The organism is Aeromicrobium sp. CF4.19 (assembly GCF_051262555.1).
Classification (GTDB): Bacteria; Actinomycetota; Actinomycetes; order Propionibacteriales; family Nocardioidaceae; genus Aeromicrobium.
The window spans coordinates 136804-156923 of the sequence record NZ_JBIMEU010000002.1 but is presented as its reverse complement, the minus strand read 5'-3'; the positions used below and the strand labels follow the sequence as shown (position 1 = coordinate 156923).

At 71.2% G+C, this 20120-nt stretch carries 19 protein-coding genes; 16 read left to right on the top strand and 3 right to left on the bottom strand.

Annotation, left to right across the window (positions count from 1 at the left end; translation table 11 throughout):
* Positions 1-9: 9 nt before the first annotated feature.
* From ACHAAC_RS05230 to ACHAAC_RS05220, 3 genes are all read left to right on the top strand, one after another.
* Positions 10-588 (top strand): DUF3000 domain-containing protein, encoded by a 579-nt coding sequence (locus ACHAAC_RS05230; RefSeq protein WP_435715003.1) that lies wholly within the window; start codon positions 10-12, stop codon positions 586-588.
* Entirely contained in the window at positions 585-1805 is a 1221-nt protein-coding gene (locus ACHAAC_RS05225) for an HRDC domain-containing protein (RefSeq protein WP_435715002.1), read from the top strand. The genes ACHAAC_RS05230 and ACHAAC_RS05225 overlap by 4 nt, the downstream gene beginning before the upstream one ends.
* A gap of 76 nt (positions 1806-1881) precedes the next feature.
* Complete coding sequence (locus ACHAAC_RS05220; RefSeq protein ID WP_435715001.1) at positions 1882-2469, top strand: hypothetical protein; 588 nt, start codon at positions 1882-1884, stop codon at positions 2467-2469.
* A gap of 208 nt (positions 2470-2677) precedes the next feature.
* Here ACHAAC_RS05220 and ACHAAC_RS05215 read toward each other — a convergent pair whose 3' ends face one another.
* The gene (locus ACHAAC_RS05215; protein WP_435715000.1) at positions 2678-3649 is read right to left on the bottom strand and encodes an aldo/keto reductase; all 972 of its coding nucleotides are present in this window, start codon (positions 3647-3649) and stop codon (positions 2678-2680) included.
* Between the two features lie 129 nt (positions 3650-3778).
* On the opposite strand from ACHAAC_RS05215, the gene ACHAAC_RS05210 reads away from it, so the two are divergent.
* The 6 genes from ACHAAC_RS05210 (at position 3779) to ACHAAC_RS05185 (ending at position 10517) form a co-directional block, all read left to right on the top strand.
* Complete coding sequence (locus ACHAAC_RS05210) at positions 3779-4111, top strand: hypothetical protein (protein ID WP_435714998.1); 333 nt, start codon at positions 3779-3781, stop codon at positions 4109-4111.
* 48 nt (positions 4112-4159) lie between these two features.
* Complete coding sequence (gene secD / locus ACHAAC_RS05205) at positions 4160-6478, top strand: protein translocase subunit SecD (protein ID WP_435714997.1); 2319 nt, start codon at positions 4160-4162, stop codon at positions 6476-6478.
* Between the two features lie 180 nt (positions 6479-6658).
* Positions 6659-7198, top strand: a complete 540-nt coding sequence (locus ACHAAC_RS05200; RefSeq protein ID WP_435714995.1) for a DUF6318 family protein — start codon at positions 6659-6661, stop codon at positions 7196-7198.
* A 335-nt stretch (positions 7199-7533) separates the two neighbouring features.
* A complete protein-coding gene (locus ACHAAC_RS05195) occupies positions 7534-7929 on the top strand; it encodes a hypothetical protein (protein WP_435714994.1) in 396 nt (131 codons plus the stop codon).
* 45 nt (positions 7930-7974) lie between these two features.
* A complete protein-coding gene (locus tag ACHAAC_RS05190) occupies positions 7975-9348 on the top strand; it encodes a cystathionine beta-synthase (RefSeq protein ID WP_435714992.1) in 1374 nt (457 codons plus the stop codon).
* The gene (locus ACHAAC_RS05185) at positions 9345-10517 is read left to right on the top strand and encodes a cystathionine gamma-synthase (RefSeq protein ID WP_435714990.1); all 1173 of its coding nucleotides are present in this window, start codon (positions 9345-9347) and stop codon (positions 10515-10517) included. The genes ACHAAC_RS05190 and ACHAAC_RS05185 overlap by 4 nt, the downstream gene beginning before the upstream one ends.
* Positions 10518-10604: 87 nt before the next feature.
* Here ACHAAC_RS05185 and rmuC read toward each other — a convergent pair whose 3' ends face one another.
* Positions 10605-11993, bottom strand: a complete 1389-nt coding sequence (rmuC, locus tag ACHAAC_RS05180; protein WP_435714989.1) for a DNA recombination protein RmuC — start codon at positions 11991-11993, stop codon at positions 10605-10607.
* A gap of 105 nt (positions 11994-12098) precedes the next feature.
* On the opposite strand from rmuC, the gene ACHAAC_RS05175 reads away from it, so the two are divergent.
* The 4 genes from ACHAAC_RS05175 to tgt all read left to right on the top strand — a co-directional run bounded on the left by ACHAAC_RS05175 (position 12099) and on the right by tgt (position 15179).
* Positions 12099-12809 carry a hypothetical protein gene (locus tag ACHAAC_RS05175; RefSeq protein ID WP_435714987.1) on the top strand — a complete coding sequence of 237 codons (711 nt, stop codon included), beginning with the start codon at positions 12099-12101 and terminating at the stop codon, positions 12807-12809.
* A gap of 79 nt (positions 12810-12888) precedes the next feature.
* Positions 12889-13293, top strand: coding sequence for a tetratricopeptide repeat protein (locus tag ACHAAC_RS05170; protein ID WP_435714986.1), 405 nt, complete (start codon positions 12889-12891; stop codon positions 13291-13293).
* A gap of 31 nt (positions 13294-13324) precedes the next feature.
* Positions 13325-13951: a M50 family metallopeptidase gene (locus tag ACHAAC_RS05165; RefSeq protein ID WP_435714984.1), complete on the top strand. Its 627-nt coding sequence runs from the start codon at positions 13325-13327 to the stop codon at positions 13949-13951.
* 4 nt (positions 13952-13955) lie between these two features.
* Complete coding sequence (gene tgt / locus ACHAAC_RS05160) at positions 13956-15179, top strand: tRNA guanosine(34) transglycosylase Tgt (RefSeq protein WP_435714983.1); 1224 nt, start codon at positions 13956-13958, stop codon at positions 15177-15179.
* A gap of 23 nt (positions 15180-15202) precedes the next feature.
* Here the strand turns inward: tgt and ACHAAC_RS05155 are convergent, their stop codons facing one another.
* Complete coding sequence (locus tag ACHAAC_RS05155; RefSeq protein WP_435714981.1) at positions 15203-15916, bottom strand: queuosine precursor transporter; 714 nt, start codon at positions 15914-15916, stop codon at positions 15203-15205.
* Between the two features lie 168 nt (positions 15917-16084).
* On the opposite strand from ACHAAC_RS05155, the gene ACHAAC_RS05150 reads away from it, so the two are divergent.
* The 3 genes from ACHAAC_RS05150 (at position 16085) to ACHAAC_RS05140 (ending at position 20061) form a co-directional block, all read left to right on the top strand.
* Positions 16085-17368: a geranylgeranyl reductase family protein gene (locus tag ACHAAC_RS05150; RefSeq protein WP_435714980.1), complete on the top strand. Its 1284-nt coding sequence runs from the start codon at positions 16085-16087 to the stop codon at positions 17366-17368.
* Positions 17369-17648: 280 nt separating this feature from the next.
* Positions 17649-18329: a hypothetical protein gene (locus ACHAAC_RS05145; protein WP_435714978.1), complete on the top strand. Its 681-nt coding sequence runs from the start codon at positions 17649-17651 to the stop codon at positions 18327-18329.
* A gap of 79 nt (positions 18330-18408) precedes the next feature.
* Positions 18409-20061: an FAD-binding dehydrogenase gene (locus tag ACHAAC_RS05140; RefSeq protein WP_435714976.1), complete on the top strand. Its 1653-nt coding sequence runs from the start codon at positions 18409-18411 to the stop codon at positions 20059-20061.
* The last annotated feature ends 59 nt before the right edge of the window (positions 20062-20120 follow it).

The following is a 20120-nucleotide window of genomic DNA, read 5'->3' as shown; positions in this document are numbered from 1 at the left end:
CATCGCGGGGTGGGAGTCCACCGCGAGATCGATCACACTCCAGCAGCCTTCGAGTCCGCCGTCGAGCAGCTGAAGGCCGCGGTGCTGCGTCCGGAGGTCGTCGTGGACGCCATGCCGGCTCCGCAGCGCATCGCCCCGCACGCCCACGCCCTCAGCGGCGACGTGGTGGTGCACGGCGACGAGATCGCCACCGGCCGCTTCATCCTCCTGCACGACCCGGCGGGCAACGACGCGTGGAACGGCACCTTCCGCTGCGTGACCTTCGCACGGGCGGACGTCGAGCCGGAGATGGCCGCCGACCCCGCCCTGCCGTCGGTGGGCTGGAGCTGGCTCACCGACGCCCTCGATGCGCACGACGCCGAGCGCACGGCCGCCAGCGGGAGCGCCACCGTGGTCACCACGGAGGGCTTCGGCGAGATGGCCGACGACGGCTCGACGGCCCAGATCGAGGTCCGAGCCTCCTGGACCCCGACCTCGACGATGGGCGAGCACGTCAGCGCGTGGTCGGACCTGCTGTGCGCCATCGCCGGCCTGCCCCCACTCACGCCGGGAGTCGTCCCCCTGCAGCGCAGGCGGGGTGGGCGTTGACCCGGTCCGAGACCGAGTCCCCCGAGGTCCCGCTGCCGCGGCTGGCCCTGCGGGAGCCGCTCGGCGACGTCATCGACGACACCGACGCGTATGCCGCCTACTGCGCCCAGGTGACCGTCGGCACCGGACCTGTCGCCCTGGACGCCGAGCGGGCCTCCGGCTACCGGTACTCCCAGCGCGCCTACCTGGTGCAGGTCCGTCGCGAGCACGCCGGCACCGGGCTCATCGATCCGATCGCCTTCGACGACCTGCGCGACCTCGGCGACGCGATCGGCGACGCGGAGTGGATCCTGCACGCGGCCACGCAGGACCTGCCCTGCCTGGCCGAGATCGGGCTGCGCCCCGCCAAGCTCTTCGACACCGAGCTCGCCGGCCGGCTGCTGAACCTGCCGCGGGTCGGACTGGCCACTCTGGTCGAGCACTACCTGGGCATGAGCCTGGCCAAGGAACACTCCGCAGCCGACTGGTCGACCCGTCCCCTGCCCCGGCCGTGGCTGGAGTACGCCGCACTGGACGTCGAGGTGCTCACCGAGCTGCGCGACCTCGTGGAGGCCGACCTCGAGCGCACCGGCAAGCTGGAATGGGCGCGGCAGGACTTCGAGGCCCTGCTCTCCTTCACCGGAGCGCCGCCACGTGAGGAGCCGTGGCGCCGCACCTCCGGCCTGCACCGTGCGCGAGGGCGACGCATGCTCGCGCTGGTGAAGTCGTTGTGGGAGGCACGCGACGGCATCGCCGAGGCCAAGGACACCACTCCCGGTCGCATCCTGCCGGACGCCGCGCTCGTCGAGATCGCCAAGGAGGTCCCCCGGGACGCGTCGACACTGCGACAGCTGTCGGCGATGCGTGGCCGCGGCCCACGGCGCTACCTGCAGAGCTGGCTGGACGCCGTCGAGGCCGGTCTCGCGATGCCCGACGCGGACCTGCCGACGGCCTCGCCCCGAGGCGACGGGCCGCCCCCGCCGCGCGCCTGGGCCGAGCGCCACCCAGAGGCGGCAGCCCGACTCACCCGGGCTCGCGAGGTGGTCACCCGACTGTCCGAGGAGCACGACCTCCCGGCCGAGAACCTCATCACGCCGTCCCTCGTCCGTGCCCTCGCATGGGAGCCGCCGTCCGTGGTGACGGTGGGGCCCGTCGGCGACGCGCTGCTCGACGGTGGGGCCCGCCAGTGGCAGGTGGACCTCGTGGCCACCCCGTTGGCCGAGGCGTTGCAGGACTGACTCACCGGTCGCGCGGCGCTCGCCGCTGACCGGTCCGGGTCTACCGTGGTGCCATGCACGGGGAGGCGCGTCAGCGATGAGCGAGTATCGCCGACCGTCCATGCCCGGACCCGGACTGTTCGAGGCCATGGCCGAGGACGCCGACCCCGCGGAGGCGGCCGCCGCAGGCCACCGCATCGCCCACCTGCTGGTGCGCGGCCCGCACGACGGCGAGGACGAGGGTCTGGTGACGCGGGTCCTGCACCTGGCCGATGCAGAAGGGCTGGGCGTCATCGCGGACCTGTGGTCGCACGCCGCCGCCGACACGCTGGCGGGCTCGCTCTGGCGGCTCTACGTGCTGCGGGAGTGGGTGCACCGCCAGCCCGAGCTCGCGGCTCGCGAGTACGCCACCGGCCGCGCCTACGCACCCGTCCACGAGGTCCTCGCCGGGGTCGTGGAGCCGCCCGGTCCGCAGGAGGTGGCCGAGCTCGTGGACACCGTGGTGCGAGGCATCATCGGCTCCGACTTCGACGTCGCTCTGGATCGTGCCGCGGCATTCGCCCACATCGTCGGGGTCGGCCGCGGCCAGAGCGAGGGCGATGCCCGCAGCGCCGCCCGGCTCGTGGACATGGCCCAGCAGCTGCGTCACGCCGCCGTGCTGGAGCGCGCGGCAGCGCTGCACTGACGTCTCGGCCGGCGCTCCCGCCAGTGCTCCTGCGGGGGCGTCCGAGGATGTTCCCGGGCCTGCCTTGTGTGGTCCCGACGACCCATTACGCTGGTCAGTGCGCCGGGCTGAGGCAAGCCCCGGGTCCCAAAAATAGCCGCTACGAGCGGCCACGCGCCGTGAGGCGCTTTCCCAGCCCGGCGCATCAACCTCGGGCCGGAACCGAGCCTCAGCCGGGCGCGAAGGTCGTGTAGGACTGCGTCGGTCGGCCGATCTCGGCGAGTGCCGCCAGGTCGTCCTCGGAGGGCACCCAGGCGGCTGCCTCGGCGTTGGAGCGGACCTGCTCGGGCCGGCTGATGCCTGCGATGACGCTGCACACCGCGCGCTGGGCGACCAGTCCGCCCATCGCGAGCTGCAGGAGCGTGATGTCGCGCTCGTCGGCGAACGCCTGCAGGGCATCGATGCGCCCCCAGTCGGCGGACTCCAGGCGTCCGGACTGCTGCTCCAACCGAGAGCCGACCGGCGCCGGCTCCCCTCGGCGGTACTTGCCCGTGAGCAGCCCGTAGGCCAGCGGGAAGTAGGGCAGGATCCCCACGCCGAGGTCGGCGCACGCGGGGGCCAGCTCCACCTCGGCCGTCCGGTTGTAGAGCGAGTACTCGTTCTGGGCCGTCACGAAAGCAGGAAGCCCAGCCGACGTCGCCCGCCAGTGCGCGTCGACGACCTGCCAGGCCTGGAGGTTGGAGCACCCGATGGCACGCACGAGACCCTCCTCCACGAGGAGAGCCAGCGCGCCCAGGGTCTCGTCCAGGTCGGTGAGCGGGTCCGGCGTGTGCAGCTGGTAGAGGTCGATGTGGTCCGTGCCCAGGCGTCGCAGACTCGCCTCGACGGCCGCACGGACGTAGGCCGCCGACCCGCGACGCCCGTCGTCCTCGCCGGAACGGCCCTGCATGTCCATCCCGAACTTCGTCGCGATCACGACCTCGTCACGCCGGCCGACCAGCGCCCGGCCGAGCAGCGTCTCGCTCTCGCCGAGGCCGTAGACGTCGGCCGTGTCGAAGAACGTGACGCCGGCGTCGATCGCGGCGTCCACCACGGCGCGCGTCCCGTCAGCGTCCACGCGACTGCCGAAGGCGTTGCACCCGATGCCGACGACCGGCACCTCGATGCCGCTGGGACCCAGGGAGCGCTGCGAGAGAGTCATGACAACAGGCTAGGACCTCTCCTCCCGTCGGGCAGAGGGTGATCGAGGGGCCGGGCGCCCTCGTCACCGTAGGACCGGGAGCCCGGACGCCCAACCCTCCACCCGCGCGGCGTCGCCTACACTCAGGCGATGCCTCAGGACCGCACACGCCCCCGCCTTGCCGCCGCCGTCGCGGCGTCGCTGGTGGCGTTGTTCGTGGTGGTCGTGGGAGCGGCGTCCAGCCACGCCGCTCCCGTGCGGGTCGGCTCGGTAGCGGCCGGATCCGGGCCCGCCCTGGCCGGACCGGCCGACCTCAGCACGGCGTCGGACGACGACGCCGTGGCGCAGGAGCTGGGCGGCCAGGCCCCGGCGGCCGCCGGATCACCCGCGCCCACTCGGGTGCGGCTGGACGTCCCCGAGCTCGACGACGTCGCATCGACGGCACCGCAGCGCCCCACGGGAAGGGCTCCGCCGACGGCTTGAGCCGTCGCCACCGTCCCCACGCCCCGCCGCCGTCCCGAGAGAAGTCCCATGACCAACCGTGCTCCCCTGTGGCGTGCCATTGCCGCCTTCGTGGTGCTGGCCTCGGCCCTCGCCTTCGCGTACTTCCAGCCCGCCAAGCTCGGTCTCGACCTGAGCGGCGGCACCCAGATCGTCCTGGAGACCCAGTCCACCGAGCGTGTCGAGGCCGACGCCGAGGCGACCGACCGGGCCCTGGAGGTGCTGCGCGGCCGCGTGGACGCCCTCGGTGTCGCCGAGCCGACGCTCGCACGCTCCGGTGAGAACCGCATCATCGTCGAGCTGCCGGGCGTCCAGGACCCTCGCGAGGCGGCCGAGGCGATCGGCAAGACCGCCCAGCTCACCTTCCACGAGGTCCTGGGGGTCGCCACCGAGGGTCAGGAGCCCGAGGAGGAGGGACAGCAGATCCTCCCGGACGAGCAGGGAGAACCGCTCCTGCTCGCCGACCAGGCCCTCGACGGGAACGGCGTCAGCGATGCCGTCGCCGCCCAGCCGCAGGACAGCATCGGCCAGTGGGTCGTCAACGTCGACTTCAACGGCGCGGGCCGCGAAGGATGGGGCGGGCTGGTCGCGAGCGCCTGCGAGAACCAGGACGCCGGCAACCGGATCGCCATCGTGCTCGACTCCGAGGTGATCTCCTCCCCCGGCGTCGTGCCGGAGCTGTGCGCCTCCGGCGGCGGCAACGCCACCAGCATCAGCGGCGACTACACCCAGGAGACCGCCGACGACCTCGCCGTCCTCATCAAGGGCGGCGCCCTGCCGGTGCCGGTCGACATCATCGAGCAGCGGACCGTCGGCGCGACGCTCGGCGACGCCGCGATCGACGCCTCGATCGAGGCCGGCATCATCGGTATCGCCCTCACCGGCATCTTCATCGTCTTCATCTACCGCATGCTCGGCTTCCTCGCCACGATCGCTCTCGGCACCTACGCGATCATCTCCTACGGGCTCCTGGTCTGGCTGGGGGCGACCCTGACCTTGCCGGGCCTGGCGGGCTTCGTGCTGGCCATCGGGCTGGCGATCGACGCCAACGTGCTCGTGTTCGAGAGAGCCAGGGAGGAGTACGCCGAACGAGAACGGGAGGGACTCGCCCCTGCCCTCACGACCGGCTTCAACAAGGCCTGGTCGGCGATCATCGACTCCAACGTCACGACCCTGGTCGCTGCTGCGCTGTTGTTCTTCCTCGCCTCCGGGCCCGTCCGGGGCTTCGGCGTCACGCTGTCCATCGGCGTGCTGGCATCGATGTTCTCCGCACTCGTGGTCGCCAGGGTGCTCACCGAGTGGGCGGTCAAGCGTTCCTTCGTGCGCAAGCGGCCCGGCATGACCGGCATGGCCAAGGTCGGCAGGGTGCGCACCTGGCTGGACAGCAGCGGCCTGGACCTGATGAAGCGCAGCGGCACGTGGGTGGCCGTCACCCTCGTCGTGGCCGTGGTGTCCATCGGCGGCATCCTGCTGCGTGGGCTGGACCTGGGCGTGGAGTTCACCGGCGGCCGCATCCTGGAGTTCTCCACGGCGCAGACCGTCGACCCCGAGGACGCCCGCGAGGCGGTCAGCGACGCAGGCTTCTCGCAGGCCGTCGTCCAACGCTCCTCCGGTGACGGCGAGAGCGAGAACATCTCCGTCCGCCTCGACAACATCACCAACGAAGAGGCCGTCCAGGTCGAGGAGGCCGTCGCGTCGATCGGCGGCGACGCGACCAAGGAGCGTGACGAGCTCATCGGCCCCAGCCTGGGCGAGGAGCTGCGCAACAACGCGATCATCGCCTTCGCGATCGCGATCGCTGCGCAGATGGTCTACCTGGCGTGGCGGTTCCGGTGGACCTATGCGTTGTCGGCGCAGCTGTCGATGGCGTCGGTGGTGCTCACGGTGGTGGGCATCTTCGCCTGGTGGGGCAAGCCCATCGACGGAGTGTTCCTCGCCGCGGTCCTGTCGGTCATCGGCCTGGCCGTCAACGACACGATCGTCATCTTCGACCGCATCCGAGAACACACGGCCGAACGCAGCGAGAAGCCGTTGCGCGAGGTGGTCAACAACGCGATCCTGCAGACCATCCCGCGAACCATCAACACCGGTCTCGGCGCGATGTTCATCCTGGCGGCGTTGGCGTTCCTCGGCGGCGACTCGCTGACGGACTTCGCGATCGCCCTGCTGCTGGGCCTGTCGATCGGCATCCTGTCGACGATCTTCACCGCATCGGCGTTGGCGATCCTGCTGGAGGAGCGGTGGCCGCACAATCCGGAGAAGCCCGGGAAGGTCGTCGACCGGTACGCCACGATCGACGACGGCCGCGACGCCGGCCCCCCGGGTGGCGGATCCGGCGCGGTCGTCTGACCTCGCCCGTCCTCGACGCCTGACGTCCCGGGTGCGTCCGTCCATCGGATGCGCCCGGGACGTGGCGGTGCGTGGACCCGTCCGTGCGATCGGTCGTTCGTCCACAGGCGCGGGTGAGGGGTCGACGCCCTCGACGCGACTGGGCTATCTTCGTGCGCATCATTGGATCGGGGGATCTGGATGCGCACCATCGCCGCTCTCATCGCCGGCCTGCTCCTGCTGGCCGCCTGCACCGGCGAGCCCGACGTCCGCGAGCCGGACCCCACCCCCTCGGCGAGTGCCTCGCCGACGTCAGCTCCGCCGATGCCTTCATCTCAAGTGGCGGAAGACTCGCCCGAGGGCGCCACCGCTTTCGTCGACTTCTGGCTCAAGGCTTCGAACCACTCAGCTCTCACAGGTGACACGGATCTACTAGAGAACATCTCGGCGGACGAATGCCAGGGCTGTCGCAGATACATAGATCTGTACGAGCAGATCTACGAGGCGGGAGGGGCCTTGCGCGGGGGCGAACGAACCATCTCCGAAACGACCGTGGACTACTCCGCCACCGGCGAATCCTTCGTTGAGGCGAATGTGAATGCTGCCAAGGGTCAAGAGCAGCAGCGCGACGACTCGGAGGTCAAAGAGACGCCCGCAAACACTGTCGACCTGACCTTCGAGATCGAGAGAGCTGAGAGCGGATGGATTCTCGGCGAGATCGCACTCATCGAGGAGGATTGATGTTCGGAACAGCAGTCCTCTTGTTCATGCTTGGCCATATCGCCCCCGCCACCGACGGCGACACCGAAACGGAAGTTGGAGCACGCGGTGAGCGAGTGGTGCTCGAAGGGTTGAAAGTCACCCGACCGACGATGCCGCCTCCTGGGAAGTCCGGCGCGGAGTCCTCAACCGTTCGGGATGCCCAGGGACGTCCGAAGAACATAATCGAGGTATGCACGATCTACTCCACCGGTCGCGTGGACTGCCCTGAGGTGCCTGACGTTCTGGAGGGCGAGGGCAGGGCACCTCGAGCGCCGACCGAGGGAGAGATCCTGACCGCCATTCGGGAGATCGAGATGCCGAGCTTGGACCTGACGGTCCAGCCCGGCGAGCAGACGCTCGTCAACGTCCCCACCATCTTCCACACCCAGCCGGGCGCCGTGGACCGCAGCGTGGACCTCCTGGGCAACACCATCGACGTGCGGGCCACCGCCACCAGCTTCACCTGGCACCACGGCGACGGCACCAGCAGGACCACGTCCCGGCCGGGCCGCCCCTACCCGTCCAAGGACGTCACCCACACCTACCAGCGCGCCGCCGACGTGGTCAGGCCGCGCGTAGACACCACCTACACCGTCCGGTACCGCATCGGCGACGGCACATGGACCGACCTCGGCGAGACCCTCACCGCCACCGGGACCCCGACCAGCCTGCGCGTCCGCCAGGCAGCTCCGGTCCTCACCGGGCCCTGAGCGGGGGCCGGGCACGGTGCATCGCGCGAGTGGGAGGATGCAGACATGCGCATTGCTGAGCACGTGGTCGACCTCGTGGGTGGTACGCCGCTCGTCCGACTGAACAAGGTGGTTCCGGCCGGCGCGCTGGTGGCGGCCAAGCTGGAGTACCTCAACCCGGGCGGGAGCGCCAAGGACCGCATCGCCGTGCGGATGGTCGACGCGGCCGAGGCCTCCGGAGCGATCCGCCCCGGCGGGACCATCGTCGAGCCGACGTCGGGCAACACCGGTGTCGGCCTCGCCCTCGTGGCGCAGCAGCGCGGTTACTCGTGCATCTTCGTGTGCCCGGACAAGGTCAGTGAGGACAAGCGGAACACCCTGCGGGCCTACGGTGCCGAGGTCGTCGTGTGCCCCACCGCCGTCCCGCCGGAGCACCCCGACAGCTACTACAGCGTCTCGGACCGGCTCGTCGCCGAGACCGACGGCGCGTGGAAGCCGGACCAGTACTCCAACCCCGCCGGACCGCAGAGCCACTACGAGACCACCGGTCCGGAGATCTGGGCCGACACCGACGGACGCATCACCCACTTCGTGGCCGGCGTCGGCACGGGCGGCACCATCACCGGGGCGGGGCGCTACCTCAAGGAGATGTCCGACGGACGCGTCCAGGTCATCGGCGCCGACCCCGAGGGATCGGTGTACTCCGGCGGCACCGGGCGCCCCTACCTCGTGGAGGGCGTCGGCGAGGACTTCTGGCCCTCCGCCTACGACCCGGAGGTCCCCGACGAGATCATCGCGGTCTCCGACGCCGACTCCTTCGAGATGACCCGGCGCCTCGCCCGTGAGGAGGGCCTGCTGGTCGGCGGTTCCTGCGGCATGGCTGTGGTGGCCGCTCTCCGGGTTGCGGAAAAGGCCGGCCCCGACGCGGTGGTCGTGGTCCTGCTGCCCGACGGCGGCCGCGGCTACCTCACCAAGATCTTCAACGACGACTGGCTGTCCTCCTACGGCTTCCTGCGCGAACCCCTGGACGGGCGCACCGACCGGACCACCGTCGGCACGCTGCTGCGCCGCAAGGCCGGCAACCTGCCGGCCCTGGTGCACACCCACCCCTCGGAGACCGTCCGCGACGCCATCGAGATCCTGCGCGAGTACAACGTCTCCCAGATGCCCGTGGTCGGCCCCGAGCCGCCCGTCGTCATCGGGGAGGTCGCCGGCAGCGTCTCCGAGCGCATGCTGGTCAGCTCCGTCTTCGAGGGACGGGCCCAGCTGACCGACCCGGTCTCGGAGCACATGGAGGCCGCCCTGCCGCTGGTCGGGTCGCACGAGGACCTCTCCACGGCGTTCGAGGCCCTCACCTCCACCGACGCGATCATGGTCATCGACGAGGGCAAGCCCCTCGGCGTCCTGACCCGCCACGATCTCTTGGGAGTCCACGCATGAGCACCGAACCCACCACGGGGGCCCACGGCACGGGACACGGCTTCGCCACTCGAGCCATCCACGCCGGGCAGGAGCCGGACCCACGCACCGGCGCGGTCAACGTGCCGATCTTCGCGTCCTCGACGTTCGCGCAGGATGGCGTCGGCGCCATGCGCGAGGGCTATGAGTACGCGCGTACCGGCAACCCCACGCGCACCGCGCTCGAGGAGTGCCTCGCCGCGCTCGAGGGTGGTCGGTTCGGCCGGGCCTTCGCCTCCGGCATGGCCGCCACCGACGCCGCGCTGCGCTCGATGCTGCGTCCCGGCGACCACCTCGTCATCCCCGACGACGCCTACGGCGGGACGTTCCGGCTGATCGACAAGGTGTTCACCCAGTGGGGCGTCACCTACACGCCCGTGAGCGTCAACGACGTCGACGCGGTCCGGGCCGCGATCGGTCCGCAGACCAAGGTCGTCTGGATCGAGACTCCCACCAATCCCCTGCTCAACATCGGCGACATCGCCGCGCTCGCCGAGATCACGCGCGAGACGGGCACGCGCCTGGTCGTGGACAACACGTTCGCCTCGCCCTACCTGCAGCAACCCCTGGCGCTCGGTGCTGACGTCGTCCTGCACTCCACCACCAAGTACCTCGGGGGGCACTCCGACGTCGTCGGCGGCGCACTCGTCACCGACGACGAGGAGCTCGACGCCGGCTTCGCCTTCCTGCAGAACGGTGCCGGCGCCGTGCCCGGCCCCTTCGACGCCTACCTGACGCTGCGGGGCGCCAAGACGCTCGCGGTCCGCATGGAGCAGCACAGCACGAACGCCGAGGCGGTGGTGGACCTGCTCACCAGCCACCCTGGCGTCTCGTCGGTGCTCTACCCGGGCCTTCCCGAGCACCCCGGCCACGAGGTGGCAGCCGGCCAGATGAGGCGCTTCGGCGGGATGATCTCGGTGCGGCTGGCCGGGGGGCGTGAGGCGGCGCTGCAGCTGTGCAACCGCACGGAGATCTTCACCCTCGCCGAGAGCCTGGGGGGCATCGAGTCCCTCATCGAGCATCCCGGCGCCATGACCCACGCGTCGACGGCCGGGTCGGCGCTGGAGGTGCCCGAGGACCTCGTCCGGCTCAGCGTCGGCATCGAGACCACGGCCGACCTGGTGGCCGACCTGGAGCAGGCGTTGTCCTGAGCCTCGGGGCACTTCCCACGAGCTCTGCGAGTGGGGAAGCGAAGGGCGTTGTCCTGAGCCCTGCCTAGGGTGCTGTCCTGGACCGGCTCAGCCGACGTCTCGCTGCTCGTCGTCGACGATCTCGGCCTCGACCGCGAGGTCGAGCTCGGGACGCTCGAGGTCCTCGAACACCTCGAACTCTGGGCCGACCTCTGGGCCGACCTGTCGGTCCACACCCAGGCTGGACAGGCTGCGCGGGTCGGCCTCGACGGGCTCGACCGGCTGCAGCAGCTTGGCCTCGTCGACGGCGTCGAGCTTGCGGGCCGTCACCAGCACCCGCGACTCCAGCGTGCCGACGAACTTGTTGTAGTCGCGGACGGTGCCCTCGATCGAGCGGCCGAGCTTGGAGACGTGGTCGGACAGGGTGCCGAGGCGCTTGTAGAGCTCACGGCCCAGGTCGACCAGCTCCTGCGCATTCTCGGCGAGGTCCTCCTGCTTCCAGGTGAAGGCCACCGTCTTGAGCACGGCCCACAGGTTGACCGGCGTGGCCAGCACGATGCCCTTGCCGAAGGCGTACTCCATCAGGGAGGGGTCGGCGTCAAGGGCCGCGCTGAGGATGGCCTCGCTGGGGATGAAGGCCATCGTGAACTCGGGGCTGGACTCCAGGCCGGTCCAGTACTCCTTGCCGGACAGTGCGTCGACGTGGCTCTTGACCTGCTTGGCGTGCTGCACGAGCAGCTGCTTGCTGCGGTGCTCGTCCGCGGCGGCCTCGTGAGCCTCGATGAACGCGCTGTAGGGAACCTTGGCGTCGATCGCCATCTGCTTGCGGCCGGGGAGCTTGATGACCATGTCGGGTCGGCGCGCACCGGAGTCCGCCGTGATGGACTCCTGCGTCGTGAAGTCGATGCGGTTGAGCAGGCCGGCCGACTCCACCAGCGACTTCAGCTGGGTCTCGCCGTAGGCGCCGCGCTTGGCGTTGTTCTTCAGGGCGGAGGACAGCGCCTCGGCGGCCAGGCGGGACTTCTCGGCGGACTCCTGCGACGCCTTGATCTGCTCCGTCAGGTGCCCGTGCTGCTGCGAGCGCTGCTTCTCGATCTCGTCGACCTTCTGCTGCATCGTGCGCAGCTGTGAGGTGACGGGAGCGAGCTGTTGCAGCACCTTGCTCTCGCCCTGGGCTGCGGCATCGCGCTCCTTGGCCTCGCGCTGGTGGGAGTGGACCGTCTCGCGGTACTGCTGCTGGGCCGCCTCCAGCGCCTGCCGCAGCCCCTCCACCGACGCCTGGGCGGCAGCGAGCCGGTTCTCCACCTCCGAGCGAGCGGCAGCCTCCTGCTGACGGAGCTCCGCGACGACGGCGGCGTGCCGAGCCTCGACGACGGCCGGGTCCTCCCCCACGACCTCCGGCGGCGCGACCCGCGCCCGACCGGTCGACCAGCCGACCAGCCCACCGAGGGCGAGACCGACGACCAGACCGACGAGCAGAACGATGACGAGATCCATGCCGATCAGTCTGGCAACGACCGGGGACACTTCGGTGCTGCCGTGCCGAGAGCCCGGCGATGAGGTCGCCTCGTCGGCTTGGCCTGCGCATCTAGGCTGGTCGTCGTGTCCACGCGCCGCCGATTCCTCGGAGACCTCTCAGGGTTCCAGCTTGCCGCTGGTGCCCTCGCGGCCATGACCTCGGCGTGGATCGCGTCGACGCTGGGTGTGGCCGGCACGATCATCGGGGCCGCGGTCGGCAGCCTCGCGCTGAACGCGTCGTCCGCGTTCTTCAACCGGACGCTCGACCGCGGGCGCACCCTGATCGTCCAGACCTCCGACGGCTCGAAGGTCGAGACCCAGGCCGAGCCCGGAGGGACCCAGGAGGCGCTCGCGGCAGTCGAGGACGCCACCGGCTCCCCCGTCTCGGGCGCCGAGGTGGTCGACGACGAGGAGGAGGGCGAGCGCAGCTGGAAGACGCTGCCCTGGAAGCGCATCGCCATCTCCACCCTCGCGACGCTCGTGATCGCGTTTGCCGTGATGAGCGCCTACGAGGCCGTCTCCGGCCGCGCGTTCGGCACCGACCCCGACGCCCCCCGCATCAGCAGCCCGTTCTCCGGTGGCGGCTCGTCCTCGCAGGACCAGGACCAGCAGGACGACGGGGGCGGGTCCTCCGACACGGACGGCCAGGACGACCAGGGCACCGACACCGATCCCTCCGACCCCACGCAGCCGGAGGAGGAGCCCGAGCCCACCGCGACCCCGAGCCCGACGAGCGAGCCCACCACCCCGGCACCGACCAGGACCCCTGCCCCCACCGCGACACCCCCCGGCTGACGCAGGGAATGGTCACCCCCGTCCCCGCGTTGCAGCCGATACCCGGAAGGACCGGGACATCCACGGGAGGAGGCCCGCCATGACGATCTACATGACCCCCACCTACACCGAGGACCAGATCCACGCCATGGAGCCCTTCGAGGCCTTCCGGCTCGGTGAGGAGCTGCTGGAGTCCCGTTTCCCCCGGGATGCGGCCCGCGTGACGCGTCGGGTGGTCGACGCCGACCCGGACAACGCCTCCGCCTGGGAGCTGCTGGGACGCTCGCACTTCTCCGCGGCCCATCTCGCCCCCGCCGAGCAGGCCTTCCGGCGCCTCATCGAGCTCGAGCCCACGAGCGGCTGGGCGCACACGGCCCTGGGCCTCACGTTGGACCGTCAGAGCCGGCACCGCGAAGGGGCCGTGGCGCACCGCATGGCCGCCGCGATGGGCGCCTCGGGCCGCGACTCCACGCGCGTCGACCTCGTCGACGGCCCGACGGACTGAGCGAGCCCTGAGCACCCAGGTCTGGGCCCTCGTGGTCGGGAGCGGCCTCGTGCTGCTCCCGACCACCTGGCGCCAGGTGCGCCACCTGGTGACCCTGGTGCACGAGGCCGGCCATGCCGTCGTGGCGCTGGGCACCGGGCGACGTCTGAACGGGATCCGGCTGCACCGCGACACCTCCGGGCTCACCACGTCGGTCGGACGCCCCCGGGGCCCGGGCATGATCGCGACGGCCGCTGCCGGCTATCTCGCGCCGACGGTGCTGGGCCTGGGAGTGCTGCTGCTGGTCCGTGCCGGTCACGTCGCCTGGGCGCTGTGGCTCGCGCTCGTCGTCGTGGGATTCGTGCTGGCCTTCATCCGCAACTGGTACGGCGTCCTCGTGGTGCTCCTCGCCGGGGCGGGCGCCGCCGCGCTCATCTGGCGGGCACCGGCCGAGGTCCAGGAGCTGGCGGCGGAGGGTTTCGCCTGGACGTTGCTGGTGGGCGCCGTGCGCGCCACGCTCGACCTCTGGTCGCACCGTCGCCGCAGCCGCACGCGCACCAGCGATGCCGACGTCCTCGCCAGGCTCACCCATCTCCCGGCCCCGCTGTGGAACCTGCTGTTCGTCGTGGCGTGCGCCGCCCCGCTCGCGTGGGCCGTGCGGCCGCTGGTGATTGGATAGGCCGGTGCTCGACAATCCAGGGTTCACCATCGGCAGTCGGATCCCCGACGGCGCGGGTCGTACCGGCGTGATCGCCACCCCGCACGGCGAGATCCGCACCCCCGCGTTCGTGCCCGTGGGCACTCGGGCCACCGTCAAGGCGGTCCTGCCCGAGACGATGGCCGAGCTCGGCGCCCAGGCGCTGCTCGCCAACGCCTACCACCTGTACCTGCAGCCCGGCTCGGACATCATCGAGGAGGCCGGCGGCCTGGGTCACTTCATGAACTGGCCCGGGCCGACCTTCACCGACTCCGGGGGCTTTCAGGTGATGAGCCTGGGGGCCGGGTTCAAGAAGACCCTCGCGATGGACGCCAAGGGAGTCACGTCCGACGACGTCATCGCCGAGGGCAAGGAGCGCCTCGCGCACGTCGACGACGACGGCGTCACCTTCAAGAGTCACCTCGACGGGTCGACGCACCGGTTCACCCCCGAGATCTCGATGGGCATCCAGCACCGGCTCGGCGCGGACATCATCTTCGCCTTCGACGAGCTGACGACGCTCATGAACACCCGCGGCTACCAGGAGGCCTCGGTGGAGCGCACGCAGGCGTGGGCGGTGCGGTGCCTCGCCGAGCACCACCGGTTGTCGCATGAACGGGTTGGCATGCCGCACCAGGCGCTGTTCGGCGTCGTGCAGGGCGCGCAGTACGAGGACCTGCGGCGTCGAGCCGCCCGGGGCCTGGCCGACCTGGAGGTCGAGGGCCGCACCTTCGACGGGTTCGGCATCGGTGGTGCGATCGAGAAGGAGAACCTCGCCACCATCGTCGCCTGGGTCACCGAGGAGCTCCCCGAGGACAAGCCACGTCACCTGCTCGGCATCGGCGAGCCGGACGACCTGTTCGCCGCGGTCGAGGCCGGGGCCGACACCTTCGACTGCGTCGGTCCGTCCCGGGTCGCGCGTTCCTCGCGGGTCTACACCGCCGACGGCCGCGAGAACCTGCTGGTGGCGGCGTCACGGCGACGGTTCGAGCCGATCGAGGACGGGTGCGACTGCTACACCTGCGGCCACTACACGCGGGCGTACCTGCACCACCTGTTCAAGACCAAGGAGTACCTGGCGGCCACGCTCACCACGATCCACAACGAGCGCTACATCGTCCGTCTCGTCGACGCGATGCGCGACGCCATCGACGCCGGGAACTTCGCCGAGCTGCGCACCGAGACCATGGGCAGGCTGCAAGCTGGCTGAGCCCCTCCACTCACGCTGGCGATCTAGTAGCTCGGGTCGGCGTGCTTGAGACGGGCGATGACCGTGAGCGTCACCGGGAGCAGGACGAGCTCGACGGCCACCTTCAGGACGAACCCGACGACGAAGTAGTTGAGGAACTGCCCGCCGGTGGTGATGCCGATGGCCGTCGCGGCGATGGCGCAGAACAGGAAGGTGTCGACCAGCTCGCCGGCGCCGGTGGAGGCGAGGAGACGGCCCACCAGCCCCCGCTCGGCGGTGCGGCGCTTCATCCACGTCAGGACCCAGGCGTTGGTGAGCTGACCGGCGACGTAGCCGACCACGCTCGCCGCGACGATCTGGGCCACGGGGCCCAGCACCGCGTCGTAGGCGGCCTGGTTCTCGTAGAACGATGCCCCGGGGATGGCTCCGACGAGGGTGAACGTCGCCACGGCCAGCACGGCGCAGGCGAACCCCGTGAGCACGGCTCGCCGTGCGGCCTTGAAGCCGTAGACCTCTGACAGGACGTCCCCGATGACGTAGGCCAGGGGGAACAGGACGAGTCCACCGTCGACGATGAGCGGCCACAGCTGGATGGGCCCGATCGACAGCGCGGTCGACCCGATCTCGATCGGCTTGGCCGCCACGACGTTGGAGACGACCACGACCACGCAGAACAGCGCCACGAGGACGGCATAGGGCGACGACCCGGTCGAGGCGAATCGGACGTCAGGTTTTGGTGAGGTTGCCTGAGAACTCATGACCGCCATCCTCCCACGAGGGTGCCGGTGGGAGAATCGAGACATGAGCGAGCGCCAGCTGGGGGTACCACCCTGCACGAAGCGAAGCGAAGTGCTCGGGGGCGCGAACGAGCAGCATGTCACGCCGACACCGACGTACCCTCGCGCCCTTCAGACGGCGGTGCCGGCGTGACCCTGCCGACCGACACCGACGTCCTCGTCGTCGGTGCCGGTCCCGCGGGCGCGGCGGCCGCCGCGTGGGCGGCCCGCATGGGTTCGGACGTCGTGCTGGCCGATGCCGCGACGTTCCCGCGCGACAAGACCTGCGGCGATGGCCTGACGCCTCGCGCCATTGCCGAGCTGGATCTCCTGGGGTTGGGCGAGTGGGTGCGCAGCCACGGCACGAACCGCGGTCTACGGGCCGCCGGCTTCGGCCAGGAGCTCCTGCTCCCCTGGCCGGGCGGCAGCCTGCCGGACCATGGCTCGGCCGTCCCCCGCACCGTGTTGGACGCACGCATCCGTGACGTCGCCCTCGCCGCCGGAGCTGTGCCGCTGGAGGGCGCCAAGGCCGTCGCGGCCGAGCAGTCGTCCGACGGCCGGGTGACCTCGGTGACGTTCCGCGCGACCCCCGGCAAGATCAAGCACGTCGTGACCTGTCGCCGCCTCGTCGTGGCCGACGGCGTGCGCTCGCCGCTGGGCCGGATCCTGGGCCGGGAATGGCACCGCGAGACGGCGTACGGCGTCGCCGGTCGAAGCTACGTCAAGTCCGGTCGCAGCGACGACCCGTGGATCTCCTCGCACCTGGAGCTGCGCGGGGAGCCCGGCACTGGCACCGGGCGGCAGGCAGGAAAGGGCAGGGGCGAGCTGCTGCCCGGCTACGGCTGGATCTTTCCGCTCAACGATGGCGAGGTGAATCTCGGCGTCGGCGCCCTGGCCACCTCCAAGCGACCCGCCGACCTGCAGATCCGCCCGCTCATGCAGTACTACGCCGAGCTGCGGCGCGCCGAGTGGGACCTCGGCGCAGAGCTCCGGCTGCCGACGTCGGCCCTGCTGCCGATGGGCGGGGCCGTCTCGGGCGTCGCCGGTCCGAACTGGATCCTCGTCGGCGACGCCGCCGGGTGCGTCAACCCGCTCAACGGCGAGGGCATCGACTACGGCCTGGAGACCGGCCGGGTCGGCGCGGAGCTCCTGCACACCCAGGATCGGCTCGACGTGGCGTGGCCGCGCCTGCTGACGACGCACTACGGCGAGGCGTTCTCGATCGCACGGCGTCTGGCCGGCCTGATCACCGTCCCCGGTCTGCTGCCCCGGCTCGGGCCGGTGGGGATGCGCTCGCACTCCCTCATGACGATCGCGCTGCGCGTCATGGGCAACCTCGTCACCGACGAGGACCGGGACGCGACGGCGCGGCTGTGGCGGTGGGCCGGCCGGGCCTCGGTGCGTCTCGACGACCGTCCGCCGTTCACGGCCTGAGCGCTCTCGGCATCTCGCCGGTCGGTCGAAAACCCCCGCTGGGGGTCGTGCAACCACTACGTTGTTGGGCGCAGCCCATCATCGGAGGAGACCCATGACCCCTCAGGACCCGCCCCCCGGGAACCCGAACGATCCCGGTACCCCACCCCCACCGCCGCCACCACCGGGTGGACCCGGTGGACCACAGGACCCCCCGCCACCACCACCGCCGGGCGGTCCCGGCGGACCGGTCGGTCCCGGCGGTCCCGGCGGCCCCGGCGGCCCAGCACCGGCCTTCAGCGTGGGCGACGCGTTCACCTGGGGCTGGGGCAAGTTCAGGGAGAACGCCGGGCCACTGGTGATCGGCGTGCTCGTGATCGCCGCCGTCGCGCTCGTGCTGTCCCTCATCTCCAACCTCGTCATCGCCGCGATCTTCGGCTCGGGCGAGCTCGCGGTGAGCGACACGGGCCAGATCTCCGGAGGACGGGGCTTCTTCGCCACGTTGATCCTGCAGCTGCTGGCCTCGGCCCTCGCGAGCCTGGTGGTCTACGTCCTGCAGGCCGGTCTGGTCCGGGCCACCCTCGGCATCGCCGACGGTCGCAAGCCCACCACCGGTGACGTCTTCACCTTCGAGCGCGTCGGCCCGCTGTTCGTGCTGGCCGTGCTGCTCACCGTGGGCGTCTTCATCGGCTCGCTCCTGTGCTACCTGCCGGGCCTGATCTTCGGTGTCCTCGCCTCGTTCTCGTTGTTCTTCTTCGTGGATCGTGGCTCGGAGGGGATCGAGGCGATCAAGCAGAGCGTCCGGTTCGTGATCGACAACCTCGGCAACCTGATCCTGCTGTTCCTGCTGTCGATCGCCATCCTCATCGCCGGCGCACTGGTCTGCGGCGTCGGGCTCCTGGTGGCCGCACCGGTGGTGCTGCTGATGTACACCTACGCCTTCCGCACCCTCCAGGGGCAGCCGGTCGCGCCGCTCGCCTGAGCACCCCCTCGCGTGGGGCTCGCCGATGGCGGGCCCCACGCGAGGAGAGCCGGGACGGCCATGGGGCAGGATGCAGGGCATGAAGGCTGACGTCATCGTCGTCGGCGCGGGCCTTGCGGGCCTCGTCGCCACCACCGAGCTCGTGGAGGCCGGCCGTTCCGTCCTCCTCCTGGACCAGGAGGGTGAGCAGGGGCTGGGAGGGCAGGCCTACTGGTCCTTCGGCGGGCTCTTCCTCGTCGACTCCCCGCAACAGCGCCGGATGGGCATCAAGGACTCCGTCGACCTCGCCCTGCAGGACTGGCAGGGCAGTGCGCAGTTCGACCGCGACGAGGACCTCTGGCCGCGCCGCTGGGCCGAGGCCTACGTGCACTTCGCCGCCGGGGAGAAGCAGGCCTACCTGGCGGACCGCGGCCACCGGTTCTTCCCGGTGGTGGGCTGGGCCGAGCGGGGCGGTGGTCTCGCCACGGGTCACGGCAACTCCGTGCCCCGCTTCCACATCACCTGGGGAACGGGTCCCGGCATCGTCGAACCCTTCGAGAAGGTGGTGCGCGAGGCCCACGCCCGCGGGTTGGTCCAGTACGCGTTCCGGCACCGGGTCGACGAGCTGGTGCTCACCGACGGCACGGTCACCGGCGTCAGCGGGTCCGTCCTGGAGCCCACCGAGGCTCCCCGGGCCGCCGAGACGTCGCGCACCGTGGTGGGCTCCTTCGAGGCGACGGCCCAGGCGGTCGTCGTCACGACGGGAGGCATCGGGGGCAACCACGACCTGGTGCGCGCACAGTGGCCGGACCGGCTCGGCACCCCTCCGACGCACATGATCTCCGGCGTGCCCGCCCACGTCGACGGCCGCATGCTCGGCATCGCCGAGACCGCGGGCGCCAGCCACGTCAACCGCGACCGCATGTGGCACTACGTGGAGGGCATCGAGAACTGGGACCCGATCTGGCCGATGCACGGCATTCGCATCCTGCCCGGGCCGTCCTCCCTGTGGTTCGACGGCTCCGGCCGACGCCTGCCTGTGCCGGGCCTGCCGGGGTTCGACACCCTCGGGACCCTCCGGCTGCTGCGCGAGAGCGGGCACGACCACAGCTGGTTCGTGCTGACGCAGGCCATCATCGAGAAGGAGTTCGCCCTGTCGGGCCAGGAGCAGAATCCCGACCTGACCAACCGCAGCGTCCCCGAGCTGCTCCGCCAGCGCCTCGCCAAGGGCGCCACGGGCCCGGTGGAGGCGTTCAAGGAGCACGGGTCGGACTTCGTCGTCGCCGACACGCTCGAGGAGCTCGTGCGCGGGATGAACGCCCTGACGCCCGACGCACCGCTGGACGTCGCGGAGATCCGCCGCCAGGTGCTGGCCCGCGACCGCGAGATGGACAACCCGTTCACCAAGGACCTGCAGGTCGCGGCGATGCGCCAGGCCCGCGCCTACCGCGGGGACAAGCTGATCCGCGTCGCCACCCCGCACAAGATCCTCGACCCCGGGAAGGGCCCGTTGATCGCCGTCCGGCTCCACGTCCTGACCCGCAAGTCGCTCGGCGGGCTCGAGACGGACCTCGACGCGCAGGTGCTGCAGACCGACGGCGAGCCGCTGCCGGGCCTGTACGCGGCCGGGGAGGTCGCGGGCTTCGGTGGCGGAGGGGTGCACGGCTACAACTCCCTGGAGGGCACGTTCCTCGGTGGGTGCATCTTCTCCGGCCGCGCTGCCGGCCGGGCCGCAGCGCGCCAGGTCGGCTGACGCAGCTGCTGGTGGTCCCCGACACGGCGCGCAGCGACGCTGCGTCGGTCGTAGCGTGG